This is a genomic window from Streptomyces sp. NPDC046349, assembly GCF_055587885.1.
In genome coordinates this window covers 1-25,253 of sequence record NZ_JBVJFK010000015.1, presented here as the reverse complement: position 1 = coordinate 25,253, position 25,253 = coordinate 1, and the positions used below count along the sequence as shown (strand labels likewise).

General features: G+C 73.6%; 25 protein-coding genes. 16 read left to right on the top strand and 9 right to left on the bottom strand.

Annotated elements, in window-relative coordinates; translation table 11 throughout:
- A complete protein-coding gene (locus ACZ6JS_RS30425) occupies positions 1–825 on the top strand; it encodes a DUF1295 domain-containing protein (RefSeq protein ID WP_469302709.1) in 825 nt (274 codons plus the stop codon).
- Between the two features lie 66 nt (positions 826–891).
- The gene (locus ACZ6JS_RS30420) at positions 892–1,593 is read left to right on the top strand and encodes an alpha/beta fold hydrolase (RefSeq protein ID WP_469302932.1); all 702 of its coding nucleotides are present in this window, start codon (positions 892–894) and stop codon (positions 1,591–1,593) included.
- Here ACZ6JS_RS30420 and ACZ6JS_RS30415 read toward each other — a convergent pair whose 3' ends face one another.
- Positions 1,594–3,717, bottom strand: a complete 2,124-nt coding sequence (locus ACZ6JS_RS30415) for an MMPL family transporter (protein ID WP_469302707.1) — start codon at positions 3,715–3,717, stop codon at positions 1,594–1,596. It lies immediately after the preceding gene.
- 296 nt (positions 3,718–4,013) lie between these two features.
- Between ACZ6JS_RS30415 and ACZ6JS_RS30410 the strand changes: the two genes are divergently transcribed.
- The 3 genes from ACZ6JS_RS30410 to ACZ6JS_RS30400 all read left to right on the top strand — a co-directional run bounded on the left by ACZ6JS_RS30410 (position 4,014) and on the right by ACZ6JS_RS30400 (position 6,515).
- Positions 4,014–4,628 (top strand): dihydrofolate reductase family protein, encoded by a 615-nt coding sequence (locus ACZ6JS_RS30410; protein WP_469302706.1) that lies wholly within the window; start codon positions 4,014–4,016, stop codon positions 4,626–4,628.
- A gap of 3 nt (positions 4,629–4,631) precedes the next feature.
- The gene (locus ACZ6JS_RS30405; RefSeq protein ID WP_469302705.1) at positions 4,632–5,915 is read left to right on the top strand and encodes a ClC family H(+)/Cl(-) exchange transporter; all 1,284 of its coding nucleotides are present in this window, start codon (positions 4,632–4,634) and stop codon (positions 5,913–5,915) included.
- Positions 5,916–5,999: 84 nt separating this feature from the next.
- Positions 6,000–6,515 carry an SRPBCC family protein gene (locus ACZ6JS_RS30400; protein ID WP_469302703.1) on the top strand — a complete coding sequence of 172 codons (516 nt, stop codon included), beginning with the start codon at positions 6,000–6,002 and terminating at the stop codon, positions 6,513–6,515.
- A gap of 6 nt (positions 6,516–6,521) precedes the next feature.
- Here ACZ6JS_RS30400 and ACZ6JS_RS30395 read toward each other — a convergent pair whose 3' ends face one another.
- Entirely contained in the window at positions 6,522–8,186 is a 1,665-nt protein-coding gene (locus ACZ6JS_RS30395; protein WP_469302702.1) for a serine/threonine protein kinase, read from the bottom strand.
- Between the two features lie 499 nt (positions 8,187–8,685).
- Here ACZ6JS_RS30395 and ACZ6JS_RS30390 point away from each other — a divergent pair, with 499 nt between their 5' ends.
- From ACZ6JS_RS30390 to ACZ6JS_RS30380, 3 genes are all read left to right on the top strand, one after another.
- Entirely contained in the window at positions 8,686–9,087 is a 402-nt protein-coding gene (locus ACZ6JS_RS30390; RefSeq protein ID WP_469302700.1) for a cofilin family protein, read from the top strand.
- A gap of 163 nt (positions 9,088–9,250) precedes the next feature.
- The gene (cutA, locus tag ACZ6JS_RS30385; RefSeq protein ID WP_469302698.1) at positions 9,251–9,574 is read left to right on the top strand and encodes a divalent cation tolerance protein CutA; all 324 of its coding nucleotides are present in this window, start codon (positions 9,251–9,253) and stop codon (positions 9,572–9,574) included.
- 41 nt (positions 9,575–9,615) lie between these two features.
- The gene (locus ACZ6JS_RS30380) at positions 9,616–10,278 is read left to right on the top strand and encodes a class I SAM-dependent methyltransferase (RefSeq protein WP_469302696.1); all 663 of its coding nucleotides are present in this window, start codon (positions 9,616–9,618) and stop codon (positions 10,276–10,278) included.
- Between the two features lie 461 nt (positions 10,279–10,739).
- Here the strand turns inward: ACZ6JS_RS30380 and ACZ6JS_RS30375 are convergent, their stop codons facing one another.
- Positions 10,740–13,109, bottom strand: coding sequence for a CehA/McbA family metallohydrolase (locus tag ACZ6JS_RS30375; protein ID WP_469302694.1), 2,370 nt, complete (start codon positions 13,107–13,109; stop codon positions 10,740–10,742).
- Positions 13,110–13,354: 245 nt separating this feature from the next.
- Entirely contained in the window at positions 13,355–14,146 is a 792-nt protein-coding gene (locus ACZ6JS_RS30370) for an SDR family NAD(P)-dependent oxidoreductase (protein ID WP_469302693.1), read from the bottom strand.
- 147 nt (positions 14,147–14,293) lie between these two features.
- Here ACZ6JS_RS30370 and ACZ6JS_RS30365 point away from each other — a divergent pair, with 147 nt between their 5' ends.
- Positions 14,294–14,866 (top strand): TetR/AcrR family transcriptional regulator, encoded by a 573-nt coding sequence (locus ACZ6JS_RS30365; RefSeq protein WP_469302691.1) that lies wholly within the window; start codon positions 14,294–14,296, stop codon positions 14,864–14,866.
- 55 nt (positions 14,867–14,921) lie between these two features.
- Here ACZ6JS_RS30365 and ACZ6JS_RS30360 read toward each other — a convergent pair whose 3' ends face one another.
- A complete protein-coding gene (locus ACZ6JS_RS30360) occupies positions 14,922–15,449 on the bottom strand; it encodes an NUDIX hydrolase family protein (protein ID WP_469302689.1) in 528 nt (175 codons plus the stop codon).
- Positions 15,450–15,668: 219 nt separating this feature from the next.
- Here ACZ6JS_RS30360 and ACZ6JS_RS30355 point away from each other — a divergent pair, with 219 nt between their 5' ends.
- The gene (locus tag ACZ6JS_RS30355; RefSeq protein ID WP_469302687.1) at positions 15,669–16,889 is read left to right on the top strand and encodes a cytochrome P450 family protein; all 1,221 of its coding nucleotides are present in this window, start codon (positions 15,669–15,671) and stop codon (positions 16,887–16,889) included.
- A gap of 81 nt (positions 16,890–16,970) precedes the next feature.
- Positions 16,971–17,924 carry an AraC family transcriptional regulator gene (locus ACZ6JS_RS30350; protein ID WP_469302686.1) on the top strand — a complete coding sequence of 318 codons (954 nt, stop codon included), beginning with the start codon at positions 16,971–16,973 and terminating at the stop codon, positions 17,922–17,924.
- A gap of 349 nt (positions 17,925–18,273) precedes the next feature.
- Here the strand turns inward: ACZ6JS_RS30350 and ACZ6JS_RS30345 are convergent, their stop codons facing one another.
- Positions 18,274–19,098, bottom strand: a complete 825-nt coding sequence (locus ACZ6JS_RS30345; protein WP_469302684.1) for a peptidoglycan recognition protein family protein — start codon at positions 19,096–19,098, stop codon at positions 18,274–18,276.
- 213 nt (positions 19,099–19,311) lie between these two features.
- On the opposite strand from ACZ6JS_RS30345, the gene ACZ6JS_RS30340 reads away from it, so the two are divergent.
- Positions 19,312–19,983 (top strand): hypothetical protein, encoded by a 672-nt coding sequence (locus tag ACZ6JS_RS30340; protein ID WP_469302682.1) that lies wholly within the window; start codon positions 19,312–19,314, stop codon positions 19,981–19,983.
- A gap of 113 nt (positions 19,984–20,096) precedes the next feature.
- Entirely contained in the window at positions 20,097–20,732 is a 636-nt protein-coding gene (locus ACZ6JS_RS30335) for a GNAT family N-acetyltransferase (RefSeq protein WP_469302680.1), read from the top strand.
- Positions 20,733–20,762: 30 nt separating this feature from the next.
- On the opposite strand, the gene ACZ6JS_RS30330 is transcribed toward ACZ6JS_RS30335, so the two are convergent.
- The 3 genes from ACZ6JS_RS30330 to ACZ6JS_RS30320 form a co-directional block, all read right to left on the bottom strand.
- Positions 20,763–21,215, bottom strand: coding sequence for a hypothetical protein (locus tag ACZ6JS_RS30330; protein ID WP_469302678.1), 453 nt, complete (start codon positions 21,213–21,215; stop codon positions 20,763–20,765).
- Between the two features lie 111 nt (positions 21,216–21,326).
- Positions 21,327–21,668, bottom strand: coding sequence for a hypothetical protein (locus tag ACZ6JS_RS30325; RefSeq protein ID WP_469302676.1), 342 nt, complete (start codon positions 21,666–21,668; stop codon positions 21,327–21,329).
- Between the two features lie 142 nt (positions 21,669–21,810).
- The gene (locus ACZ6JS_RS30320) at positions 21,811–22,620 is read right to left on the bottom strand and encodes a hypothetical protein (protein WP_469302674.1); all 810 of its coding nucleotides are present in this window, start codon (positions 22,618–22,620) and stop codon (positions 21,811–21,813) included.
- Positions 22,621–23,280: 660 nt separating this feature from the next.
- On the opposite strand from ACZ6JS_RS30320, the gene ACZ6JS_RS30315 reads away from it, so the two are divergent.
- The 3 genes from ACZ6JS_RS30315 (at position 23,281) to ACZ6JS_RS30305 (ending at position 25,060) form a co-directional block, all read left to right on the top strand.
- Positions 23,281–23,970: a helix-turn-helix transcriptional regulator gene (locus ACZ6JS_RS30315; protein WP_469302672.1), complete on the top strand. Its 690-nt coding sequence runs from the start codon at positions 23,281–23,283 to the stop codon at positions 23,968–23,970.
- A gap of 32 nt (positions 23,971–24,002) precedes the next feature.
- On the top strand, positions 24,003–24,584 hold the full coding sequence (locus ACZ6JS_RS30310; RefSeq protein ID WP_469302670.1) for a DUF3291 domain-containing protein: 582 nt from the start codon (positions 24,003–24,005) through the stop codon (positions 24,582–24,584).
- 62 nt (positions 24,585–24,646) lie between these two features.
- Positions 24,647–25,060, top strand: coding sequence for a response regulator (locus ACZ6JS_RS30305; RefSeq protein ID WP_469302668.1), 414 nt, complete (start codon positions 24,647–24,649; stop codon positions 25,058–25,060).
- Positions 25,061–25,253: the final 193 nt, after the last annotated feature.

Genomic DNA, 25,253 nt, shown 5'->3' with positions numbered 1-25,253 from the left:
GTGAGCAGCGGCACGGCCTGGGCCGCCCTCGGCACCAATCTCGCGGTCGGCGCCGCCGTTTCGACGGCCGTACTGCTCGCCGCGTTCGCCGTCGGAGCACGCCTGCGGCTGCACCGCGTCGTCGACATCGCCTGGGGCATCGCCTTCAGCGCCGTCGCCACCGCCACCTACCTGCTCTCCGCCGGACACGCAGACGGCGAGAGGCGGCTGCTGGTCGCCGCGGCGACCGTCCTGTGGGGTCTGCGGCTGTCGGCGCACATCGCATGGCGCTCCCGCGGCCACGGGGAGGACCCGCGCTACACCGCGCTCCTCGACAAGGCGCGGGGGAACCGGACCTGGTACGCGCTGCGCACCGTCTACCTTCTCCAGGCAGCGCTGGTCTGGCTGATCTCCCTGCCCGTCCAGGTGGCCTCGTACGGGGCCGGGCCGGTGGGGATCCTCGGCGTGCTCGGGCTGACCGTGTGGGCCGCGGGACTCGGTTTCGAAGCCGTGGGGGACCACCAGCTGGCCCGGTTCAAGGAGGACCCGGCCAACCGGGGCCGCATCATGGACCGGGGGCTGTGGGGCTGGACCCGCCATCCCAACTACTTCGGCGACAGCCTCGTCTGGTGGGGCCTGTACCTGCTCGCCTGCACCAGCTGGCCGTCCGCCCTCCTGAGCCTGGTCTCCCCGGTCACCATGACGTTGCTGCTGACCGTCGGCAGCGGCAAACGCCTGCTGGAGAAGCACATGGCCGACCGCCCCGGGTACGCCGAGTACGCCGCCCGCACGAGCGGATTCCTCCCTCGCCCACCCCGCCGCCACCCCTCGGAACGCAGGAGTTGACGTGTGAACCCGTCATCCGGGGCCTTCGACGACGACGGCGGCGGGGACACCGGCCGGGAGCCGCCCGTGCGGGCCGCCCTGGTCCCCGCCGCAGGGCAACGGCCGGCGCAGGGGGCGTCCGCCGCGGTCCTGCTGCTGCACGGCGGCCGCGCGGACGCCCTGCGCCCGCCGCCCCTGCTGAACCTGCCCGCCCTGCGCATGCGGCCGTTCGCGACGGCCGTCACGCGCGCCACCGCACACGCCGACGTGCTCGTCGCCCACGTCCGCTACCGGCACCGGGGCTGGAACGGCCCCCACGCGCACCCCGTCGCCGACGCCCGCCGCGCCCTGGCCGAACTAAGCGCCGTCGCCGGACCGGTCCCCGTCGTCCTCGTCGGGCACTCCATGGGCGGCCGCGCCGCCCTGCGCGCCGCCGATGACCCGCAGGTCGCAGGGGTCGTCGCGCTCGCCCCCTGGTGCCCGCCGGCCGAACCCGCCGCCCATCTGCGCGCCCGCGCGGTCGTCGCCCTCCACGACGAGCACGACCGTGTCACCCGGGCGGCCGACACGTGGGCCCACCTCGCGCGCGCCCGCCGGGCCGGAGCCCGGGTCCGCGGGATCAGGATGCCCCGCGGCGGCCACGCCATGATCGGCGACGCCGGTCTGTGGCACCGGATCACGGCCGGGGCGGCCGCCGCGCTCCTGGGGCTGGCGCCGTTCCCCGATGCCCTCGCCGGCCCCGACGCCCTCGGCGGGAACGCCGACGCGACGCCGGGGCAACAGTGGTGATCACCCCGCCCGCGCCGGTGGTGCGGTCCGCGGGCCGGCTCCCGCGGCCGGGCGGGCCAGCGCGCTGGGCCACCAGGCGCGCGGCCCGATGTCGATGATGAGAGCCGGCACCAGCAGGGAACGCACGACGATGGTGTCCAACAGGACGCCGAACGCGACGATGAAGGCGATCTGGACGAGGAAGGCCAGCGGGATCACCATCAGCGCGGCGAAGGTCGCGGCGAGGACGACACCGGCGGAGGTGATGACGCCGCCGGTGGTGACGAGCCCCCGCAACACCCCTTCACGGGTGCCCAGGGTGAGCGTCTCCTCGCGTACGCGGGACATCAGGAAGATGTTGTAGTCGACGCCGAGGGCCACCAGGAAGACGAACCCGTACAGCGGCACGGACGCGTCCGTGCCGCTGAACCCCAGCAGGTTCCCGAAGACGAGCGCGGAAACGCCCAGCGTGGCCAGGAAGTTCAGCGCGACCGTCGCCACGAGCAGGACGGGTACGAGCACGGACCGCAGGAGCACGATCAGGATCAGCAGGATGATGCCGAGAACCACCGGGACGATCACGGCACGGTCGCGGGCCGAGGTCTGCTGGGTGTCGAACTGCTGGGCGGTGTAACCCCCGACCACCGCCTCGGCCCCCGGCACCGCCTGCACGCGCTCCCGCAGCCGCTGGACCGTCTCTTTCGCGTCGTCGCTGTCCGCCGCCGCGTCGAGCGTCGCGTCCAGACGTACACGGCCGTCCACGACGAGCGGAGCCCCCGTCCCCGGTCTGCCGCCGCCCGCGGTGGCCGGCACGACCGCGGCGACGCCGTCCGTGCCCTCGGCCGCCGCCCGTACCTCGGCTGCCCGGTCGGCGTTCGCGATGACGACGGCCGGATTGCCCGAGCCGCCGGGAAAGTGCCGGGCGAGGGTCTGCTGCGCGGCGACCGAGGGCGCGTCGTTCACGAAGATCTCGTCCAGCGGCACGCCCTTGGACGACAGCGCGGGGGAGAAGCCGGCCAGCACCACCAGCAGGACGGAGGTGGACACCCACACGCGGCGCGGCGCCCGGTCGATCAGTGCGGCGACACGGCGCCACACCCGGTGCCCCTCGGCCGAGGCGTCGGCCGGGCCGGGCACGGCCGGCCAGTACGCGGTGCGGCCCAGCAGGATCAGGACGGCCGGAAGGAAGGTCAGCGAACTCAGCACCGCGCACACGATCCCGATCGCGCCGACCGGCCCGAGCGCCCGGTTGTTCGTCAGGTCGCTCGCCAGCAGGGCCAACAGCCCCAGCGCCACGGTCGCCGCGCTCGCGGTGACCGCCCCGGCCGACCGGCGCACCGCGGCCAGCGCCGCTTCCGTCCGGTCGCCCCGTATGGCGAGCTCCTCCCGGAAGCGCGCCGCGACCAGCAGGGCGTAGTCGGTCGAGGCTCCGATCACCAGGATCGACAGGATCCCCTGGACCTGGCCGTCCACGCGGACGGCACCCCGGGCCGCCAGCGCGTAGACCACGGCGCAGGCCAGGCCCAGAGCGAACACCGCACTGATGATGATCACCAGGGGAAGCAGCACGCTGCGGTAGACCAGGAGCAGGATCAACAGCACCGCCCCCAGGGCCACTCCCACCAGCAGTCCGTCGATCCCCGCGAACGCGTCGGACAGGTCCGCCTGGGTGGCCGCCGGGCCGGCGATCCCGACCGAGGTGCCCGGCACCCCCTGCGCCGCCTGCCGCACCTCGTCCAGGACCGCCGGGAGTTCCTCCCCCAGGTCGGGTGCGAGCGGCACGACGGCCTGGACGGCCAGCCCGTCGGCGGAGACGACGGCCGGCGACGGCGGGGCGGCGATCCCGGGCCGGCCGGCGAGCCCCGCGACGGCCTGCGCGGCCGCCTCCTGCTGCCCGACGGTCACCCGGGTCCCGTTCGACGTCCACACCACGATGGCCGGGACGGACTGCGCCTCCTCGAACGCCCGGCGGGCTTCGAGCACCTTCGTCGACTCGGCGCTGCGCGGCAGGAACGCCGCCTGGTCGTTGGTGGCGACCTCGCGCAGCTTCCCCGCGTACGGGCCCAGCGTCCCGCCGATGCCGAGCCATACGAGCAGCAGGGCGAGCGGAACGATCCAGCGGGCCCAGCGCGGTGCGTTTCTCAATGAGAGTCCCTTGGCCGTGATGTGAGAGGGGGCGGACGAGACGAACAGCATCCATCCCGAGGGACCCGAAACGGCGGCCCCTCACCCCCACTTCCGGCCGAGAACCCGATCGGGTTGCACTTCTTCGCACGCAATCCCGAGCCGCCGGTCATCGGCGGAGCCCCGGGGGCGTGACGCAGCCGCCGTGCGGGTGAATGCACCGGGTTCCGGCGACCGGGTGCCCTTGGATGGGCCCGTACACGGACGGAACGCCCGAGACGCCCCGATGACCCGACGACCCGCTCCCGGAGGCCGGTATGAGAAAGATCAAGGCGCAGTTGTTCATCTCGCTCGACGGCGTCGTCGAGGCGCCCGACCGATGGCACTTCCCCTACTTCAACGAGGAGATGGGCGCCGCCGTCGACGCCACCCTCGGCCGGGCCGACACCCTGCTGCTGGGGCGCAGGACCTACGACAGCTTCGCGGGAGCCTGGCCGGGACGGGAAGCGGCCGGCGGGGAGGACGCCCCGTTCGCCACGGTGCTGGGCGACGCCCGCAAGATCGTGGTCTCGAGCAGCCCGCTGGACTTCACCTGGCGCAACTCCGAACAGCTCGTCGGCGACCTCGCCGCGGGGGTCGCCGCCCTCCGGGAGGAACCGGGCACGGACACGCCGGTGTGGATCAGCGGCTCGGTATCCGTCGTGCGTCAGTTGGCGGCCGCCGGGCTCCTGGACGAGCTGAACCTCCTGCTGCACCCGATCGCCGTGCGGGGCGGCATGCGCCTGTTCGAGCAGGACGCGGCGCCGCTGCCGCTGGAGCTGCTGTCCGCCGAGACATTCCGGACGGGTGTGCTGAACCTCTTCTACGCCGTGGCCGCCGCACCCGGCGGGGCGACGTACGAGGACGCCAAGACCCACCTGCCCCAGCACTAGGGCGTGGCACGCGGGCGGGGGTGGGGAGACGGCCGCGCCTTCGTGGTCGCGGCGCTGGCGGGGTGTCTGGTCGGGCTGGTCGGCGGTGGTTTCCGGTGGTGCCTGGAACGCGCCGATCTGCTGCGGACCTCCGCTCTGGAGGCGGCCGCCGGGCTGGGCGGAGCGGGCCGGCTGGTCCCCGTGGTGCTCACGGCGGCGGGCGCGGCGGTGGCCTGCGTGATCGCCCGGCGGATCCCGCATGCCGCGGGCAGCGGGATCCAGCACGTGGAAGCCGTGTGGCGGCAGGAGGCCGAGGCCCGGTCGGCCTGGCTGCTGCCGGCCAAGTTCGCGGGCGGGCTCGTCGCGATCGGCTCCGGTCTGGTCCTGGGCCGGGAGGGGCCGATCGTCCACATGGGAGCCGCGATCGGGTCCGGGGCGGGCAGGCGCGGCCGGCTGGACGCCGAGGACGCACGCATGCTGCACACCGCGCTCGGCGGGGCGGGCCTGGCGGTGGCCTTCACCGCCCCGCTGGGCGGGCTGGTGTTCGTCTGCGAGGAGGTGACCGGCACCGTGCGGCCCCGCCTCGTGCTGCTGACGCTCGTCGGCACGGTCACCGCGGTGGCCGGCTCCCGACTGATCGTGGGCGACGCACTCGTCCTTCCCCTGTCGGCCGTCCCCGCCCCACCGCTGTGGATGCTGCCGGTCTTCCTGCTGTTCGGGGTGGCCGCCGGGGCGCTGGGCGCCGCGTACAGTGCGCTGGTCGTCGGGACCCTGGAGGTGTGCGACCGGCTCACCCGCGTCCCCCTCGTCGTCCGGGCGGCCGCCATCGGAGCCCTCGTCGGGGCACTGATGGCCGTCGACCCGCTCCTCACCGGCGGCGGCGACCAGCTGAGCGAGCGCCTGCTGGCGGGCGGGAGCCTGACCGCCGCGGCACTGGCCGTCTGCCTCGCCGTACGGTTCGTGGCGGGTCCGCTCAGCTATGCGGCGGCGACGCCCGGCGGGCTGTTCGCCCCGCTGCTGGCCCTGGGAGCCCTGTGGGGGACGCTCACCCACGCGCTCGCCTCCCCGCTGCTGCCGGCCGGGGCGGCGGGTCCGGCCGCGTTCGCCGTGGTGGGGATGGCCGCCGTCTTCACCGGTGTGGTGCGGGCACCGCTCACCGGTGTCGTCCTGGTGACGGAGATGACCGGCGCCGGCGTGCTCCTGCTGCCCCTGCTGACCGCCTGCTTCGCCGCTGCTGTGACGGCGGACCGGCTGGGGATCCCGCCCGTCTACGACGCCCTGCGGCGGCGCATGCTGCAGCGGGCCTGAGGGGCGCCCGGGACCCGGGCGGCAGGGCCGCCGGCCGGGGGCGGGGCGGCGACCGCTACCGTCGTGCTCCGAGGAGGGAGCCACATGCCCCGCACGTTCAGCGTCCACGACACCGTCTTCGTCGCGGCCGACCCGTCGACGGTCTACCAGCACGTCTCCGACCCGGCCCTCATGGGCCGTTGGAGCCCGGAGAACCTGGGCGCCACCCCGGCCGAGGGTCCCGGCACCGCGACCCGCGTCGGGATGGTCTTCGACGGACGCAACAAGCGCGGCCCGCTGCGCTGGACGACCCGCTGCACGGTGACGGCCGCCGACCCGGACCGGCTCTTCCGGTTCAGGGTCCACGCCATAGGCCTGCGACGTCCGTGGCTGCGCGGCCCGATCGCCACATGGGAGTACCGCTTCGCGGCCGTGCCCGGGGGCACCGAGGTCACGGAGACGTGGACCGACGACCGCCGCGGCTGGCCCGACCCCGTGGCCGACACGTTCGACCGGATCGCGACGCGGGGCCACACATTCGCCGAGTTCCAGCGGAAGAACATCCGGACCACCCTGCGCAACCTGAAGGCGCAGCTGGAGACCCGCCCCACCACCTCGTAGCCGCCGCTATTGCCGCTTCCACAGCTTGGCCAGGGCCTCCAGGTGGCCGTCCTGGCCGTTCGCGATGTCGGTGACCTGGAGGACGAGGAGCACATCGGAGGAGGGCCGGACGCAGATCTTGTCGCCGATGCCCCACTCGGCGTCCTCCACAAGGGTTCCGTAGCCGGAGGCCCACTCGTCCGCGAGGCAGTCGCTGTTCACGTCGGAGTCCTCGTCCTTGAGCAGCAGGATGTCGTCCCCCGCGAGATCCCAGTCCTCGTGCAGGTCGACGTCGAAACCGTTCCCGGACTTGGCGTCCTTGAAGTCCGAGGCGTCGAGGCCGTGGCCGGTGGGCAGCCGGACGTCGGCCTCGTCGGCCAGGGACCAGTCGTCGAACGGGTCCGTCGTGTCGGGGGAGGGCTCCTGCGGCGCCGTCTCACCGTCGGCCGGCTCCGGGCTCGTCTCCGTCGGCGAAGGGGTGTCGTCCGACGGGCCGTCGCCGCCCTCGTCCTGGGAGACGTATGTCGGGTCCGGCTCCTTGTCGGGCTGGCCGGCCGTGTACGCGAGGGCCCCGATCGCCGCGGCCACCACCACGGCCGCGGCAGCCAGGAAGGGCGCCGTCCGGAGCCGAGCGCGGGGGCCGGCAGGGCGCGTCGCGCTGCCGCCCGGCGGGGCCAACGGCGCACCCGGGGGGTCCGACTCCGCCGGCCCGCCGGCCCGGCCCGGCAGGCCCGTCGCCCCGGTCGTCAACCCGACGGACAGGTCCGCGTCCACCGCGCCGGGGTCCACGCGGGTCGGCACGTACCCGGTGGGACCCGAGTCCGCTTCGAGCGCCGAGGAGGCCCGCGCGAGCAGACTGCCCGCGACGGCAGGCGGCAGCCACGCCGAACCGTCCGGGCGCGCCCCGTCCACCCCGCCCGACCCCGCGGACAGCTCCGCCGACAGCGCCGACGGCGTCGGCCTCGCCGCGGGATCCTTGGCCAGGCAACGCCGTACGAGGTCCAGCGCGACCCCCGAGAGGCCCTCCAGCCGGGGCTCGGCATGAACGACCCGGTACAGCAGCGCCGGGGTGGCGCCGGTCCCGAACGGGCTCTCGCCGGTCAGTGTGAAGGCCAGCACCGTCCCGAACGAGAACACGTCGGAGGCCGCACCGACCGCGCCGCCGCCCGCCTGCTCCGGGGACATGAAGCCCGGCGAGCCGACGGTCATACCGGTGCGGGTCAGGGCGCTCGCCTCGGCGGCCCGCGAGATGCCGAAATCGATCACCCTGGGTCCGTCGGGGCCGAGCAGGACGTTCGACGGCTTCAGGTCCCGGTGCACCAGCCCGGCCGCGTGCACCGCCGCGAGCGCCGCGGCCAGGCCGCGGGCCAGGGCGAGCCCCGACTCCTCGGGGAAGGGGCCGTGTTCGGCCACCGCCTCCGCGAGCGACATCCCGGGGACGAACACGGTGCTCAGCCACGGCGTCGGGGCGTCCACACCGGCGTCGAGGACCTGGGCGGTGAACCGCCCGTCCACCGCCCGTGCGGCGGCGACCTCGCGGGCGAACCGCAGTCTGAACTCCGGATCCCGTGCCAGCTCCGGATGCACCACTTTCACGGCCACGCTGCGCCCGCCCGGCGTCCGGGCCAGATAGACCCGCCCCATGCCCCCGCTGCCGAGCCGCGCGACCACGCGGTACGGTCCGACCCGCACCGGATCACCCGGAACCAATGCTTCCACTGGACCCCCCGCCAAGCGCCCGGCCTGGCCGAATTCTAGTGACGCGAACACGGCCGTGCAGCCTTTTGCCGATCTCGCCCGGCGCGGCTCGGTGCGGGCAGAACGGGGGATGCGGGGGAGGCGGGCGAGGCGGCCGGTCCGGGTACGCGGGGGTTGGCCCGCCGCGCGAACCGCCGTGCCGCCTGGCCGGAACGCGCTCACCCGGACGGCTCCGCCCGCCGTCCCCGCGGCGGTGGGGGCCCTTCGGGCCCCGCACAGCCGTTCGGTCCCACCGCACGCCCTCGTACCGGCCGCACGTCCGAAGGGCACACGTGCGGCCGGCCGGGTGACTTCTGCCCGCACCGCGGGCCGGGTGCGCCGCACCGCACGCGGGTCGGCGTGAGGATGCACGGGCCGGTCGGGTGGCGTCGGGGACTTCGACCGGCGGACGTCGCCGGCGCCCGGACCCGACCAGCACGGAGGGGTGAGCCCCATGAGCAGCGCGATCGGGCTGTCGGAAGGCTGCCTCGCCGCCCTCCACCACCTGAGGGAGCAGCGGGAGGTCAACACCGTGGTCCTCCGTCACGCGGACCCTCCGGACGTCCTGGTCCCCGAGCTGGAGGGCAACCTGACCCACGAAGAGCTGGTCCAGGGCCTGCCCTCGGACGAGCCCCGGCTGGTGGTCCACGAGCTCTCCTTCGCCAGCCCGGAGGGCACGCGGAGGAACGAGTTCCTGCTGATCCTCTGGATGCCGCCGGCGGCCGAAGCGCAGGAGGAGACCTACACCGCCGGGTACGCCGCCCTGAAGGAGTACCTCGCCGACGTCCGAGTCCACCTCACCGCCAGGCGCGCGGACCAACTGGCGTACCGCAGGCTCGTCGCCCTGGCCGGCTGAACCGCGCCCCGGCGACCGGGGGCGGGCGACCGCCGCCCCGGCCCGGGCCGCGAGTGCACGCCGCCCTCGGTGTCGGCGGCCACCGTGCCCGACCGCCGGACGGGCGGGCCCGGCACGCGAACTCCCGCCGTAGGGTGGGGGCAACCCGATCGAGGAGACACGCGTGGCGAACATAGTGATCGCGCAGACGACCGTGAACGACGAGGCGAAGGCCTACGAAATGGCGCAGGGCGCGGTGGAGGCCAGGCTGGCCGCCGCCGCCGACGTCGAGGCCCGGATGACCCTCTTCCACTGGGACAAGGGCGCCCTGCAGCACGAACGCGGCTACCGCGTCTCCTTCACGACGACCACGGACGGCGTCGGACGCCTGGAGGCGTGGGTGCACGAGCGCCACCCCTACGACGTGCCGCAGTGGATCGTGGTGCATGCCGACGCGACCTCCGAGCGGTACCTGGCCTGGGCGGTCGAGGGGACCACCGGGCCTTGACCGGCACCGGACCGGCCACGCAGCCTCCAAGGTCGTTCCCCATGACCCGACTGCCCGCCCACCTCCGCGCGACGTCCGACGCCTACGACGCCGTCGTCGTCCTCTATGCGGACCTCGCCCGCGACTCGCTCGACGGGGTTCCGCTGGACCGCTCGATACTCGCCGCGTTCGCCGACCTCGCCCGGATCGCCGGTGCCGGCCCCGTGGCCGAGCTGGGATGCGGGCCGGGCTACGTGACGGCGCATCTGCGCGACCTGGGGCTGGACGTCTTCGGCGTCGACCTTTCGCCTGCCATGATCGACTTCGCCCGCGAGGCCCACCCGGACCTGCGGTTCGAAGTCGGCTCGATGGACGCCCTGGACCTCGCCGACGGCGCGCTGGGCGGCATCGTGTCCTGGTACTCGGTGATCCACACCCCGCCGCCGGAACTCCCCTCCTATCTGACGGAGTTCCGGCGCGTGCTGGCTCCGGGCGGGACCCTCCTGCTCGCCTTCTTCGAGGCCGAAGGCGGTCCGCCGGCGCCGTTCGACCACAAGGTGACGACCGCCTACCGATGGCCGATCGACGACCTCGCCGACATGGCCCGCGAGGCCGGGTTCGTCGAGGTCGGGCGGATGCTCCGGGAGCCCGGCGCGGAGGAGCGCTTCCGCCGGGGCCACCTCCTGATGCGGGCGGAGGGTCCCCGGGCGGGCATCCGGGCGTGAGCCCCGCCGCGACGGGTGGGCGGCCCGGCCCGGCGAGAACGAATCGCCCGCGGCAGACACGGTCGCCTTACCGTTGCCCCATGAAGCCGGCGGCCCCGGCACCGGCACCACCGCGACCGCGACCGCGCGAGCGACCGGGTCGCCGGTTGCCGCCGCCTGACCTTCCCCTCTCCCCGGCGACCGGACGACGGTCCGTCGCCCTGCCGAGGCATCCCGCCCCGGCCGCAGACCCTTACGATCCGCTCAGCCTCGACCGGGGACACAGGCTGCTCAGCGAGGGCCCGGGGACCTACCCCGCCCTGCTGTACGCCACCGTCCACGGCGGCGACGACCGGACCGGACACCGCCTTCCTCCGCCTGGGGCAGGACCAGGGCTACCCGTCGAACTCACCGCCCGGGACACCTGCTGGCCCAACGGCCCCGTCGGCCCCTGCGGCCCCGACTCGGAGACCCGAGGGGTCCTAGCCCGCGCTGACGGCCGTCACGTGCGCGGTGCCGTCGCGCAGGGCGGCGATACGGACCTGGCCCGCGGGGAAGGGGTCCCTCCCGTTCGGGCCCGGTATCCGGCCGAACGGGGTCCATGAGCCGTCCGGCCTCCTGACGTTGTGCCAGATCCGTCCGTCGAGCCCGACCGCCACGACCTGGGCCGATCCGTCGGGCGTTCCCGCGATGCCGACGGCGCTGGCCCCCATGGTGGGGGTGGTGACGCCCAGCGGGGGCCGGAATCCGGTCCAGGAGCCGTCCGGCCGCCGCAGTTGGTGGTACACGATCCCGTCGAGGCCGATCGCCAGGACCTGCGAGGACCCGTCGGGCATGCCGGTGATTGCCAGGGCGGGGCCGGCGAAGGTCGGGGCCCCGCCGTGGCCGGCCGGCCGGCCCCAGGGCGTCCACGTACCCGTACGCCCGCGGACGCAGTGGTACATGGCGCCGTCCGTGCCGTAACCGAGCAACTGGGCGGACCCGTCGGGCATGGCGGTGATCGCCACCTTCGTCGCACCCCAGCGGCTCGCCGCGGGGGACCCCGGCAGAGCCCGGAACCCGGTCAGTGCGCCGTCGGCCCGCCGCAGCTGGTGGTACGCGGTGCCGTCCACGGCCGTCGCCACGATCTGGCAGGTGCCGTCGGGGAAGGCCGCGATGTCCGCCTCCCGGACGGTGAACTCCGCCGAGCCGTCCGGCCCCGCGACGCGCTGCCAGGGCTGGAGCGTGACCGCACCCCGTGCGGTGGTCAGCCACAGGCCGTTGTCCGACGCGATGCCCAGCACCACGACCGAACCGTCCGCCATCCCCGCCACGGCGCTCTGCACCCCGGCGAACGAGGGGGCGCCGACGGCACCCGGCAGTGGACGCATGCCGCTCCACGCCCCGTCGGGACGGCGCTCGGTGTGGAACAGCACGCGCCGTTCCACGTCGTACGGGGGCAGCCGGGCGGAGTAGAACCACACCGGGTTGGTGATGGCGACCAGTTGGTCCAGCGTGGTGGAGGCGGGCTTGGGCCGGCGCACCTCCGCCCGGGCGAACATCGACGCCTTTCCCCAGCCGCGCCACCGCAGCTGCCCCCGGCCACTGCCGTCGATGCGGGTGGCGGCCATGATGCCCCACTCGGTGTGGAGGGTGGCGATGCTGTCCGGGGCTCCCGTCACGTTCAGGGTGACGTCGACGGCGTCGAAGTGCGACAGGGGCAGTTCCTCGCCGGGGCCCGCGACCGCCGCGCCGGCGCGGGCCGTGAAGTCCAGGGCCACCGCCGCGGATTCGACGGCGTACGAGCGTCCCAGGCGCAGGGCGTCCAGCACGGCAGGGGTCGACAGAGCGGTGGCGCGCACCACGTTGTGCGGCCTGCCGACGGCGTCCGCAGGGCTGTGGGCGTCGCTGTTGCCGACGGCGGCCACCCGTTTGCCGAGGCAGAGCATGACGTGCCAGGCGGCGATGTTGGCGGCGTCGTCCAGGGTCCACGGGCCGTTCCACACCTCGAGCGCGTCCACGCGGTCGAGGCCGAACTCCCAGAAGGATCCGGGCGCCGGGGTGAGCGGATGGGCGGCGATCGTCAGCCCGCCGAGGCTGTGCACGCGCCGGGCGTGACCTTCGAACACCCCCTGGTTCGCGGGTCCGTAACGCCAGTCCACCCATTCTCCCTGCGGCAGGCCGACGGCCAGCCAGTGGCCGTGCCGGGTGGTGACCTCCTCGGCGTTGATCACCAGCAGGTCGGTCGGGACGTTCCCGTTCCACGTCACGCCCGTGGAGCTGGTGTTGTGGTCGGAGGTGGCGATGAAGTGCAGCCCCTCCTGGCGGGCGGCGGCGACGATCTCGTCCACCGTGCGCTGCCCGTCGGAGTGCAGGCTGTGCAGGTGCAGATCGCCCCGGTACCAGCCGGGGCCGCGTCCCGCCACCGCGGTGGGCAGGATGTCGTACGGCACCCGGGGCAGCGGGGCTCCCTCATGGAGGGTGACGTCGACCTGCCAGGCCATGCCGCCGGGACTGCTGACCATGGGCCCCAGGATGACCGACCAGCGGCCGGGCTCGACGGGACCGGGCACGTAGCCGGGGGTCGCGTCGGAGGCGGCGAGGGTGAAGCCGGTCCGTGCGCCGCCCGACCAGCCGCGGAAGCCGGTGGGACCGAAGATCCCGAGGTCCAGGATGCCGGCGGAGCCGTCGTGGGAGGCGGAGACGGAGATCCGCTGCACTCCGGCGGGGATGTCGAAGGCGACGTACGCCCACTGGTCGTTGCCGTACGGGGAGCGGCCCTGGTAGGTGGTCACCGTGTCGGTGCCACCGCCGCGCGTCGCGGCGTGGGCGACCGGTGCGGGAACCAGCGCGGCGGCCCCGCCCGCCGCCATCAGGGCCCCCAATCGGAGCAGGGACCTGCGCTCGACCCGGGGGTGGGCCCCGGGCCCGCCGCTCGAAAGGTGTTCACTCGGCACAGCCGTGCTCTCCGTTCGCATGAGGTGGCATGGAAGGGTGCAGGTGCGAGGACGAACCACTGCCAGGACGAAGCGTTGAGAGGAGCGAACCACCGGGAGGAGCGGCGCGGACGGGCGGGAGGCGGCGGTCCCGTCGGCGGGGGACCGCCGCCGGAGACGGGCTAACGCCGTGAGCGCTGGGCCTCGACGATCTGCCGCACGGAGCCGTCGACGTCCGTCCGGGCCTGGATCCGCTCGGCGAAGCCGGGGAACTGCCCGGCGATGGCGCTGAGCAGCCGCAGCTCCAGCGGCGCGACGTTGACCTCGCACAGGTCGCGGCGGACGGCCCGCACGACGCCGTCGGCGACCTGCCCGGGCGTGACGGTCCGGATGCCGTTCGGTGTGGAGGCACCGGTGGCCGCGAACATCCCGGCGTCGCGGACGAAGCCCGGCTGGACCAGGGACACCCCCACGCCCGTGCCCCTGAGCTCCTGGCGCAGGGCGAGGGCGAACCCGCGCAGCCCGAACTTCGTCGCGTTGTACAGGGAGGTCGATCTGGTCGCCGCCTTGCCGGAGATGGAACCGACCAGCACGATGTGGCCGCGGCCGCGGGCCGCCATGTGCTCCGCGAGCAGCCGGGACAACAGGACGGGCGCCCGCAGGTTGACGTCGAGGGCGCGGTCCAACTGCTCCTCCGTGTAGTCCAGGAGGTCGCCGCTGGCGGGCAGTGCGGCGTTCGCCACGAGGACGTCCGCATCGGCGCAGGTCTCGGCGAGGCGCACCACGTCGGACCGGACGGCCAGATCGGCGATCACGGCCCGGGCCCCGCAGGCGTCCGCGGCGGTCTTGAGGGCGGCCTCCTGCCGGCCCGTCACCGTGAGGCGGGCCCCTTGCGCGGTCAGGCGCGCGGCCAGGGCGGAGCCGATGCCTCCGGTGGCCCCGGTGAGCAGAACGTTCGATCCGGACATCTCCACGACGACTCCCGTGCGGCGTTGCGGCGTTCCCCTGTTGTTCGTTCGAACGAACAGTAGGGATCGCACCGCTGCTTGTCCACACCCCGGGCACCCAACTCGCCCGCCCCGCATGGGCGGCGGCACCCGGCGATGGGGCAGAATGCGGACATGCCCCACGCTTCCGCCACCCGCCAGAGCATCATCGACGCCGTACTGCGGATCATCGGGCAGGACGGCATCGCGGCCGTCACCAACCGGCGGATCGCCAAGGAGGCCGCGGTCTCCCTCGGCTCCGTCACCTACCACTTCGCGACCCAGCACGAGCTGCTGCGCGAGAGCCTGCTGCACTTCGTGGCCGAGGAGACCCGGCACTTCACGGCGCTGGCCGACGAATGCTCCGACGAGCACTTCGACATCGGCCAGGCCGCCGAGGTGGTGGCGCAGGTCGCGGGCGGCAACGCCTTCGACAGCCGCCACATAGCGCCCTTCGAGCTGTACGTCCAGGCCGGCCGCGACGAAAGGCTGCGGGCCGCAGCGGCCGACTGCTTCGCCGCCTACGACCTGCTGGCCGCCCGGATCCTGACCCAACTGGGCGTCCCCGACCCCGAACGCCTGGCCGGGGCGGCCGTCGCCCTGGTCTTCGGGCAGCAGCTGCGCCGCCTGGCCACCGGCGCCCCCGCCGAGGACCTCGTCGACACCCTGTTGATCCTCACGAGGTTCACCCCGGCGCAGACCCCGTAGCCGAAGACGGACGACCGCGCGGGGGCGGCTTCGGCGCGCGGGTCCGGGGGCGGCCTCAGTACGTGCGTCCCACGTGCGCCAGGGCCTGCTTCAGCAGCACCGCGTGACCGCCCGGCATCTCCCCCTGCACGGCCGCCGAGGCCGCTTCCTGCGGGCTGAACCACACCAGGTCCAGGGCGTCCTGCCGGGGACGGCAGTCACCCGTCACCGGTACGACATAGGCGAGGGACACCGCGTGCTGGCGCGGGTCGTGGAACGGGGTGATCCCGGCCGTGGGGAAGTACTCGGCCACCGTGAAGGGCTGCAGGGAGGCCGGCACCAGGGGCAGGGCCACCGGGCCCAGGTCCTTCTCCAGGTGGCGCAGCAGCGCGTCACGGATCCGCTCGTGGTGCATGACACGGCCGGACACCAACGTCCGGCTGATCGTCCCGTCCGCGCCGATCCTCAGGAGCAGCCCGACGCTGGTGACTTCGCCGGTCTCGTCGACGCGCACGGGAACGGCCTCGACGTAAAGGATCGGCATCTGGGCCCTGGCCGCGTCCAGCTCGTCACTGGTCAGCCAGCCTGGCGTAGTTTCGGTCATGTCAGCCATTTCTTGATCATACTTTCCGGAGCGGGCCTTGGCCCAGATCACCAGTCCATCGATCATCGACAGGCCATCAGGTTGTCACCGGCGCCGAGAGTTGACGGGCCGTCGGGACGGCGTGCGGCTCCTGCGCCATGACCGAAAAGCAACATTCATGGAGACTCGGGCGCATATCCTCACTTCCCATGGCAGGGGCGTCGTATACCTGGAGGCACGATGAGTGAGCGGCCGGTCCCTCTTCCCTATTCCGACCCGGCTTTCCTCGCGGATCCCTTCCCGCTCTACCGGGAACTGCGCGAGGAGGGGCCCGTACGCCGCGTCGTCGCCGCGGGCGGCCTGGACGCCTGGCTCGTCACCCGCTACGAGGACGGCCTCGCAGCCCTGTCCGACCCCCGGCTCAGCAGCGACGTACGCGACGCCTCCGACCCCCGGCTCCTGGCCCAACTGCCCGGGACGGAGCGCGAGTCGATGCTCAGCAACATGCTGCGCAGCGACCCGCCCGACCACACCCGCCTGCGCCGCCTCGTCTCCAAGGCGTTCACCGCCCGCCGGGTCGCGGAGATGCGGCCCCGGATCCAGGCCGTCACCGACCGCCTCCTCGACGCGATCGCCCCGGCCGGCCGCGCCGACCTCGTCGCGGACTTCGCGCTGCCGCTGCCCGTCACCGTCATCGGCGAACTCCTCGGCGTACCGCCGGACGACCGGCACGACTTCCAGCGCTGGACCGACCGCATGATCATGCGTGGAGCGGAGCCGCCGGACCCCGCAGTGGTGAACGAAGCGTGGCAGCACATGCGCGCCTACGTGACCGGTCTCATCCGGGACAAACGGGCACACCCCGAGGACGACCTGCTCAGCGGACTGATCGCCGCCCGTGACGAGGAACGGCGACTGAGCGAGGACGAGCTCATCGCCATGGTCTTCCTGCTGCTCGCCGCCGGCTACATCACCACGGTCAACCTGATCAGCGGCGGCATCGCCATGCTCCTCGCCCACCCCGGCCAGCTCGCCCTCCTGCGTTCCGAACCCGAGCTCCTGGGAAGCGCGATCGAGGAGTTCCTCCGCTACGACGGCCCGGTCAGCCCCGGCATCGCCCGCTTCGCCCGCGAGGACATCGAGATCGCGGGTACGGCCATCCCGCGCGGCGCGACCGTCCTGATCGCGTCGGCCATCGCCGACCGCGACCCGGCACGGTTCCCCGACCCCGACCGCCTCGACATCACCCGGCAGGACAACGCCCACCTCGCGTTCGGCCACGGTGTCCACTACTGCCTGGGCGCGCCGCTGGCCCGCCTTGAGGGGCAGATCGCGATCGGCACCGCGCTGCGCCGCCTGCCCGGACTCGCCCTGGCCGTGGAGCCGGACGAGGTCCGCTGGCGCCCGGGAGGGCTGCGCGGGCCCCTGAGCCTCCCCGTCACCTTCGGCTCCGGTGCCTAGACGGTCCGGTCGGCCGGCGACGGCATACTGGAGGGGCTTGTCCACGGCAGGCCGTGCCCGGTGCCGGCGAGGGAGGGCCCGATGACGAACCTCTTCTTCGAGAGCGGCAACCTCGATGCCACGGAGGCGTTCCTGTCCGCCGCCTACACCCCCATGCAGATCGGCGGGCGCCCCGCGGACACCCGGGCGCGGATCTCCCGTACCGCGGTGGGCGGGCTGAGCGTGGACCGGCTGTCGTTCGGCTACACGATGGGCTACGACGCGGGGTGCCTGGGCAAGGTGTGCCTGGTGACGATGCACAGCGGAACCATCGTGGACACCACCGGCGGCCGCGAGGAGGTCTTCGGCCCCGGCGAGACGTTCCTCATCGCCCCGCCCGACCGGCCGTACGCGGGGCAGGTGCGCGAAGCCCGTTACACGATCACGATGTTCGACCCCCGCCTGCTCGACCGGGTCGCCTCCGTCCCCGGCGGCGGGGGCGTACGGATCACCGGCCCCCGGGCCGTCGGCCCGGCCGAGAACCGGCTGCTCGGCGCGGCCGTCGCCTACCTCCGCGACCACGTCCTCGACGACGCCGCGGCATCCACGGACCCCGACGGGCTGCTGGTCTCGACGGCCGCCCAGCACCTGGCGGCCACGGTGCTGCGCACGCTGCCGAACACCGCCCGGGAGGACGCGCCCGCACCCCGGGACACGCGGGACGCACACAGCGACACCCTGCGCCGCGCCGTCGCGTACATCGAGGCCAACGCCCACCGCGACATCACCCTCGCCGACATCGCCGCCTCGATCCCGGTCACGCCGCGCGCGGTGCAGTACGCCTTCACCCGCCACGCCGACACGACGCCGCTCGGCCACCTCCGCCGGGTCCGGCTGGCCCGTGCCCACGCCGAACTCCGGTCCGCCGATCCGTCGGGCGCCGCCACCGTCGCCGGCATCGCCGGACGCTGGGGCTTCGCGCACCAGGGCCGCTTCGCCGCCGCCTACCGGCAGGCGTACGGAGTGACGCCCTCCGTCACCCTCAGATCCGACTGAGGGACCGGGGCCGCGAGCCCGACACGGCCCCGTGCCGGAAGGTCGGCCGGATGTCCTGCGGCTCATCTCCGACGGGCTGAGCACCGAGGAAATCGCCGCGGGAAGCCGGCCTCCTCGGAGCGCACCGTGCAGAACGCGCCCACGGGCTCAGCACCCGCCTGCACCTGCGCAAACGGACCCACAACGTGGCCTACGCCCCGCTAGGGGTACATCTGACGGCCCGAAACCGGCCGCGGCGGGGCGGGGCGGAGCCGGACGGGGCCGGACGGGGCCGGACGGAGGCGGCCGGGCTGGCTCCGTCCGGCCGGGCCGAGAGCAGGGCGGCGCGGAACTCGTACGAGACCGTCCGTCAGGGCAGCAGTCCAGCCGGCAGGTACTCGCCGAACGTGCCAGCCGGCCGTCCGGTGGTCTGGCGGACCAGGTCCCACACCGGATCCTCCTCCGGCTCCGACAGGGGCGTGCCGAGGCGGGTGGCGACCTCCCGGCGGAGGGTCGGCAGCAGGGCGTACAGGCGGTCGCCCGGGCAGGACGTGGCGTTGAAGTCGCGGTGGCCGTAGATCTCGGAGGCGGGCAGGCCGTACTGGCTGCAGATCTGGGCGCACAGGTCGGCCAGCGCCGCGAACTGCGCCGCCGGCGGGGCCTGCGAGGTGTAAGTGCCCTCGTTCTCGATGCCGATCGACACCGTGTTCTGCCCGACACAGTGCGCCGCGCGCACCTGGCGCCTGCCGGTGTTCAGCTCCGCGAGGCTGTTGTGGCGGCCCTCCATCACGAAGGCGCCGCGGCTGATCGTGAAGTGCTGCCCCGTGTCGATCCAGCCCTGCGCGTCCATGTGGTAGGTCTGGATCGCCTTGGCCAGGGCGAATGCGCGCTGCTTGGAGTAGTCCGTGACGTTCGCGGTCGCCGTGTGGTGGACAACGATCCGCTCGGGGCGGTTGGCGAGGACCACCACGGGCTCGGATGCGGCCCGCGCGCCCCAGGTCGCGCAGCCGATGATGTTCGGCCCGGCTGCCGAGTACGCGCGCCCGGCGGCCGCGACGGGCAGCGCCGCGGCGGTGGCCAGGGCGAAGGTGCCCGCGAGGAGCGACCGGCGGGTGTACCGGGCCGGTGCCCGTGCCGGTGCGGGTGCGGGTGCGGGTGCGGGTGCTGAAGCCTGGTGCGGTGCAGGGAGGGTCATACGGGTGCCCGTTTCCGTAGGAGGCTGCCCATTCAAGGGAGCCCGGCCGCACGCGCCGCGCAGACACACCGGACGGCCACCGGACTCTGCCCGACCGGCCGTCGCCGTCCCGCCCGTCTCACCGGCCCCACCTGCCGCAACGGCGGTCAACGGGGGGACGGTTGGACGGAGCGTGTTGGATGGGGCGTGGATCACGAAGGAAAGGGGGAACCAGTGGCACTGCATCCTGAGGGCGTCTACACCAGTGGCCCGATCGCGCACCTCGTCGGGCTGGTGGCGGACGGACCCGATGCGCTGGAATGGGAGGTGCTGAGGCTGGCGCGGATCACGCGGACCGGCCACTACTGGGACGTCACGTGGCGGGACACCCTGCAGACCCTCGCCTCCCGGCTGGACCACATGGCCACGACGTTCAGCGAGGAGTTCTTCGCGAGGTGCCCGCAGGACGCCCGCCGGGCTTGGACCGCGGCCGCCGGGGCCGCGGCCGGGCACGTACCCGTGGCAGTACCCGAGTTCATGACCCGCCTTGCGGCGCTGCTGCGGCTGGCAGGCCGGCAGGGGTTCGCCGGGTACGAGGAGGTCCCGCTGGCGGCGTGGGAGGTACGGGCCCGGTTCCCCCTGCTGCTCGGGCTGGACGCCTGGGCGTACGACGGTGAGTACGGCTCGTACGAGGAAAGCCTGCTGGCCTTCATCGAGGCCGAACACCCCGAGTGCCACCACGAAGTGATCCCCCGCCTGACGCAGGCCATGGAGGTGCGGGCGCTGAGCTCGCGGTCCGACGCTTTCGCCCGGTCGTTCCACGCGCTCGTGCCGGAGGCGACCCCGGCGACCCTGGCCGCTCTGGCCCGGGTGTCGTTCGCCCACCTGGCGGACCACCACCTCTGACGCCTGCATTCCGCATCCGCACGAACCGCTCCCTCCACGCGGAGCGGGTGGCTCGCACGGCGTGTCCGCCCCGTTCGGCCGGGGCGCCCGGTCCGGCTGCCTACCGTGTTCCCATGAGCAGACGCCCATGCCCAGGAGATCCGTTGGCCGGGTACGGCATCCGGCCGGCCCGGCCCACCGAGTCCGGAGCGGTTGCCGCGCTCCTGGCACGCGCCTTCAGCGGCGACCCGGTCATGGCGTGGATGGTCCCCGCCGCCGACCGGGAACGCAGGATCGCCCGCTACTTCCGGCTGGCCCAGCGCCAACTGAGGCCGCGCGCGGGCGGCGTGCGGGTCGCCGCGACGGGCGACGGGCGGCTGCTGGGTGCGGCGCTGTGGTCGGGGCCCGGCCGCTGGAAGGCCTCCGCGGTACGGGAATTGGCGGCGCTGCCCGAGTACGCCCGCGTCTTCGGCCTGCGTGGGATGCCGCGGGCCGGGGAGGTCCAGAACGCCATTCACAGGGCACATCCGCAGACGCCGCACTGGTACCTGCCGACGGTGGGGACGGACCGGGGACTCCAGGGGGCGGGGGTCGGCTCGGCGCTCCTGCGCCAGCAGCTGGCCGAGTGCGACCGGCTCGGACAACCCGTCTACCTGGAGTCCAGCAACATCACCAACATTCCCTTCTACGAAAGGCTGGGCTTCCGCGTCACCGATGAGATCCGCCTTCCCGGTGGCGGGCCCACCCTGTGGCCCATGTGGCGCGGCTGACGTGCACCGTCTTCGGGCAGGGGCCCGCACTCAGGTCTGGCACTGCCTCGTCGCTGCGGAAGACCATCCGCTCCACGCGGCACCGCCGGCCTTCGCGTGCACGCGGACCTCGACCTTCACAGGGCCGCACACCCGGGTGCTGCTCCCCACTTCGAGCGGGCCGACCGACTCGCCGGCGCGGACGTAGGTGCGTCCGCTGCCCAGCTTCTCCCAGTGACCGCCGTCGACGACCCGGAAGTAGGCCTCGTAGGCGACGTCGATTCCCCTGGGCCCGGTGTTGCGGGCCTTGAGGTACGCGGTGATCTCGCGCGTGGGGAACCGGCCGGCGGATCCCCGCTCGGCGCTGATGCACCCGTTGACGGCCACCCGGCCGGTCGATGTCCCGCCGCCGCAGGCGATCGCCGCGGCGTCGGCGGTGGCCGGGGCCGCCAGTAGGGTCAGCGCCGCTGCGGCCATGATCGTTCCGATGCGCCTGAGGTACAACGCTCCACACCCTTCGTCCGAGCTACCGGTCTCCGAACAGACCATGGCGCGTCTCGTGGGGTGGGCGGCAGGGTCTCGTCGGATCTTTCGCCCGAACGGGTGCAGAAGCCGTCAGGCCGCCCCCCGCCCTGCCTGCGATCGGCTGCGGGCGGCGCGCCGCAGCTCGACGCCGCCGTCCCGCCAGCCCGTGGGAGCGGTCCAGTGGGGATGGGTGTTCAACCGGCCGGACAGGGCGATCAGCCGGCGCCGCAGCACGGTGGTCCCGCGCCCGGCGGGCACCTGCGCGAGCTCGGCGTACGTGCGAAGCCACGTCTCTTGGAGCGCGACCAGATCATCGGGGAACCGGAAAAAGACCTCACCTCCCCATTCCAACACATGTTCGATTTTCTGCGCGAGCCGCCCCGCACTCCCTCCGCTGACGGCGGGCCGAGCGCTGTCCGGCCCGGTGATCACCAGGCTCCGGGCCGGTGGCGGCGCTCGCGGCCCACGGCGACGCTCTCCACCGCTTCCGGCGCGAACGCGACCTCGCGCTCGTCCGCGCGGGCCCCATCGAAGACCCGCACATACGGCCATGACAGGGTTTTTGGACCTTGCATCAGAACGGCGGGTCTTCGCTGCAGCAGCCCCCGCCAGTCCAGTCGCCGCCCCAAGAAGCGCGTGCAGCTTCCAGGCGGGCATAGTGCTCGCGGGCTGCGACGTCGGACGCGTTCTCCAGTGCGCTGGTGTCGTGACCCCGTGCCTTCAGCGCGTCCAGGACGCGGTCGCGGTGGCGTCGGTCGGTGCCGGCGGCCAGTAGACGTCGCGCTCGGTCCGCCAGATCGGCGCGGTGCGGCGTGAGGAGGGGGTGTTCTACGAGGGGGATGGCAGCGATCAGAGCGGCGTGGCGCACGTCCGCGTCCTCATGGCCCAGGAGGGCTCGAACAGCGGAGAAGATCGTCGGCCGTGCCTCCCTGAACGCCTTCATCTCCGGGAAGTCATCGAGACATCCCTCCCCGTAGAGACGCTCCTGGATGGCAACGCATTCGTCATCGGCGTCGCGGGCGGTTTCGCCGAGCCAGTCGAGGAGCTGCACGAGAGTCGGGCGCACGGGCGGTGTCGCGGCGTCGTGGCTGTAGTCACCTGCAGTGATGGCCGGATGGTTGAGTATCGCCGCCACGAAGAGCGCCACGGGCACTGTGGCCTCGTAGATGCTGTTCTGGTGCGTGACGGGTCCCAGGGCATCCCGGAGAGCCGACTCCCTGACGGCCGGATCCGAGCTGGTCAGGAGCGTCAGTGCCGCCGGGAGTGACTCACCTGTCCCGCAGGCCGTGGCGAGCGACGCCCAGTCGGTGTCGTCCAGCAGTGTGCGACAGGGAGGGGGCACGGCGGGGACAGGCTGCTCGGTCCTGCTGCGGCTGCGGGTCATTCGGCTGAGGCTATTGCGTGGACGGACCGCAGTCGTTTCCGGGTCCGCCCGTCGAGCCCCAGCTGCTCGCTGTGGGCCCGTGGCCGGTGGTTCTCGCTGTGATCGTCAGCTGCGGAGGGGCTTGGGCCGGCGGGCCTCGGCTGCCTGGTCACGGACGTACGGGTCGGCGTCTGCTGCCAGTTGCTCGAGCCCGGCCGAGGTTGCGGGGTCGGCGGGCTCCAGGCCGGCAAACCGGTTGCCGACTTCTCGACGGGCCCGGCTCTGATGTGTCATCGATGGGTGCGCTCATGAAATGGACAGCTCGATGGTGAACGCCACCCGGTCGCGCCCGGGGCCGTCGCAGTCCAGGTTCGCCTCCGGCGCATGAAGCCGAGCCGAGTGCGGAATCCGTGGGCCGGCTGTCCCCGCCGCTGGGGACATCCCGAAGTGCAACGGGCTCACACCGGCTCCGCCGTGCATCTCCCAGGGCTCCCGCTCCCCACTCGCGTTCATCCACCCGCTCCTCCGTCCGACCGGCCTGCTCCGCTGCTCGGCCGCCTGCACCAGGCCGGGGTAGGTGGCAACTCGGATCAGTTGCCGGTTGGATCGCCAGGAGCTCCTCCCGGAGGGCAGCCGCGCCCGCCTTCTATCTACAACCTGGGTTGTTTCTAGAATGGCCTGGTGAAGGACATCGACGTGATCGCGGTGCTGCAGGATCCGGTGCGCCGCCGGCTGTACGAGTACGTGGCGGCCCAGGGTCGCGAGGTCGGCCGTAACGAGGCCGCCGAGGCGGCAGGCGTGGTGCGTACACTCGCCGCGCACCACCTGGACCGGCTCACCGAGGCGGGCCTGCTGGAGAGCGGCAGCCGCCGGCTGACGGGACGCTCGGGGCCGGGTGCGGGGCGGCCGGCCAAGGTGTACACGCGGGCGCGGGTGGAGCGGTCGGTTTCGCTTCCCGCCCGCGACTACCGCACCGCCGCCGAGCTGCTCGCCGAGGCTGCCGAGCAGGCCGGACTTGATGCCGGGCTCTGCGCTGCGGCGCGCCGTCGGGGCGAGTCCCTGCGCGGCGCGGCGGCGCCCTGCAGCGGCCTCGGAGAGGCCGTGGAGCTGCTGGCCTCCCGCGGCTACGAACCGCATCTGGAAGAGGGGGAGGGGAGTGAGCGGGATGAGGCCGGCCGGGAGGTCGTCGTCCGCATGCGCAACTGTCCGTTCCATGCCGTCGCCGAACGCTTCCCCCCTCTCGTCTGCGGCATGAACCTCGCGCTGCTGGAGGGGCTGCTCGGTACGGGCGGCCCGGTCCGTGCCCGCATGGATGCCAGGCCGGGGGAGTGCTGTGTGGTGGTCGAGTCTTCTAAAGACAATGAACATTGACATAGAAAAGGGGGCCGTGTTGGGATGAGGCCATGACCGAATCCGCACACGCGCCCCATCTCGCCCAGCTCAACGTCGCCACACTCCTCCACCCCTTCGACGACCCGCGCATCGCACCGTTCGTCGAGATGCTGGATCCGGTCAACGCCGCCGCAGACGGGGCGCCCGGCTTCGTGTGGCGTCTTGTCGAGGAGGGTGCGGCCGACGCCACCGGCCTGCGCCCGGCGGGGGAGGACGTCATCGTCAACCTGTCCGTGTGGGAGACCCAGGAGGCCCTCTGGAACTTCGCGTACCGCAGTGGGCACCTCGAGGTGATGCGGCGGCGCCGCGAATGGTTCGAGCGGCACGTCGAGGCGCACCTGGTGCTCTGGTGGATCCCCGCCGGTCACCTGCCGACCGTGGGCGAGGCGCTGGACCGGCTGAACGACCTGCGGGCGCACGGCCCGTCCCCGCGCGCCTTCACCTTCGCCTCCTCGTACACCGCCGCCGAGGCGGCCCAGCACCTTCAGGCCGCACCCGCGACGCAGGCCGCGTGCGGCGAGCGGAGCCTGAATGCGGAGCCGGTTGGCGAGCCGGCTGACGAGGGGCCCCTCGGCGAGCCTGCGCCGGTCTGACGGAGTGCGGCCAGCCCCTCGGGTCGCCCCGAAGTGAGCCCGAAAGCAGGATGGGAAGGGTGATGACGGTCCTGGTGGTCGGCGTGCCCGACGGCGAGCAACTGGAACTGCTGCGCTCGGGCATCCAGCGCAACCCGCATTTCCAGGTCGTCTCGCACGCCCACGACCCTGCCGTCGCCCTCGCGCACGCCCGCGTCCTGCTGCCCGACATCACCGTCATGTCCCTCCCGGCCGGACTCGACACCATCGACTCGGACCCGGCGGTCCTCCGCGTGTTCCGCGGGGTCCGTGGCCTGGACCCTCCGAGCGGTGTGGTGCTGCGGACAGCCGCCGGCCAGGTCCCCCGTGCCGTGTCCGGCCTCGCGGTCGAGGGTGCCGTCCACGTCGTGCGTGAAGGGGACTTCGACGCCCTGATGCGGGCCCTGCGCACGATCGGGCTGCGGCGGGCCAGCTGCGACCCGGACGAGATGCCCTGACCGGGCCGGCCGCCGTCCTCCGGGGCCGTCCGTTGTCCCTCCGCCGTCGGCCCCGTGGTCGTCCGCGGGCCGTCCGCCGTCCGTCCGCGGGTCGGGGACCCCCGTTATGTTTTTCGCGGTCCTGCAATGGGACCGCTGGCCTCCGGGCCCGGTATGACTGTGTCCCCTCTGTCGAACGGATGACCTGGGGGGT

Coding starts and splice junctions, on each gene's coding strand:
- ACZ6JS_RS30320 (WP_469302674.1), bottom strand. CDS start 22,620: ATGACCCGCAGCCGCAGCAGGACCGAGCAGCCTGTCCCCGCCGTGCCC.
- ACZ6JS_RS30355 (WP_469302687.1), top strand. CDS start 15,669: ATGAGTGAGCGGCCGGTCCCTCTTCCCTATTCCGACCCGGCTTTCCTC.
- ACZ6JS_RS30390 (WP_469302700.1), top strand. CDS start 8,686: ATGAGCAGCGCGATCGGGCTGTCGGAAGGCTGCCTCGCCGCCCTCCAC.
- ACZ6JS_RS30400 (WP_469302703.1), top strand. CDS start 6,000: ATGCCCCGCACGTTCAGCGTCCACGACACCGTCTTCGTCGCGGCCGAC.
- ACZ6JS_RS30410 (WP_469302706.1), top strand. CDS start 4,014: ATGAGAAAGATCAAGGCGCAGTTGTTCATCTCGCTCGACGGCGTCGTC.
- ACZ6JS_RS30380 (WP_469302696.1), top strand. CDS start 9,616: ATGACCCGACTGCCCGCCCACCTCCGCGCGACGTCCGACGCCTACGAC.
- ACZ6JS_RS30305 (WP_469302668.1), top strand. CDS start 24,647: ATGACGGTCCTGGTGGTCGGCGTGCCCGACGGCGAGCAACTGGAACTG.
- ACZ6JS_RS30350 (WP_469302686.1), top strand. CDS start 16,971: ATGACGAACCTCTTCTTCGAGAGCGGCAACCTCGATGCCACGGAGGCG.
- ACZ6JS_RS30310 (WP_469302670.1), top strand. CDS start 24,003: ATGACCGAATCCGCACACGCGCCCCATCTCGCCCAGCTCAACGTCGCC.
- ACZ6JS_RS30335 (WP_469302680.1), top strand. CDS start 20,097: ATGAGCAGACGCCCATGCCCAGGAGATCCGTTGGCCGGGTACGGCATC.
- ACZ6JS_RS30345 (WP_469302684.1), bottom strand. CDS start 19,098: ATGACCCTCCCTGCACCGCACCAGGCTTCAGCACCCGCACCCGCACCC.
- ACZ6JS_RS30375 (WP_469302694.1), bottom strand. CDS start 13,109: ATGGCGGCGGGCGGGGCCGCCGCGCTGGTTCCCGCACCGGTCGCCCAC.
- ACZ6JS_RS30365 (WP_469302691.1), top strand. CDS start 14,294: ATGCCCCACGCTTCCGCCACCCGCCAGAGCATCATCGACGCCGTACTG.
- ACZ6JS_RS30360 (WP_469302689.1), bottom strand. CDS start 15,449: ATGACCGAAACTACGCCAGGCTGGCTGACCAGTGACGAGCTGGACGCG.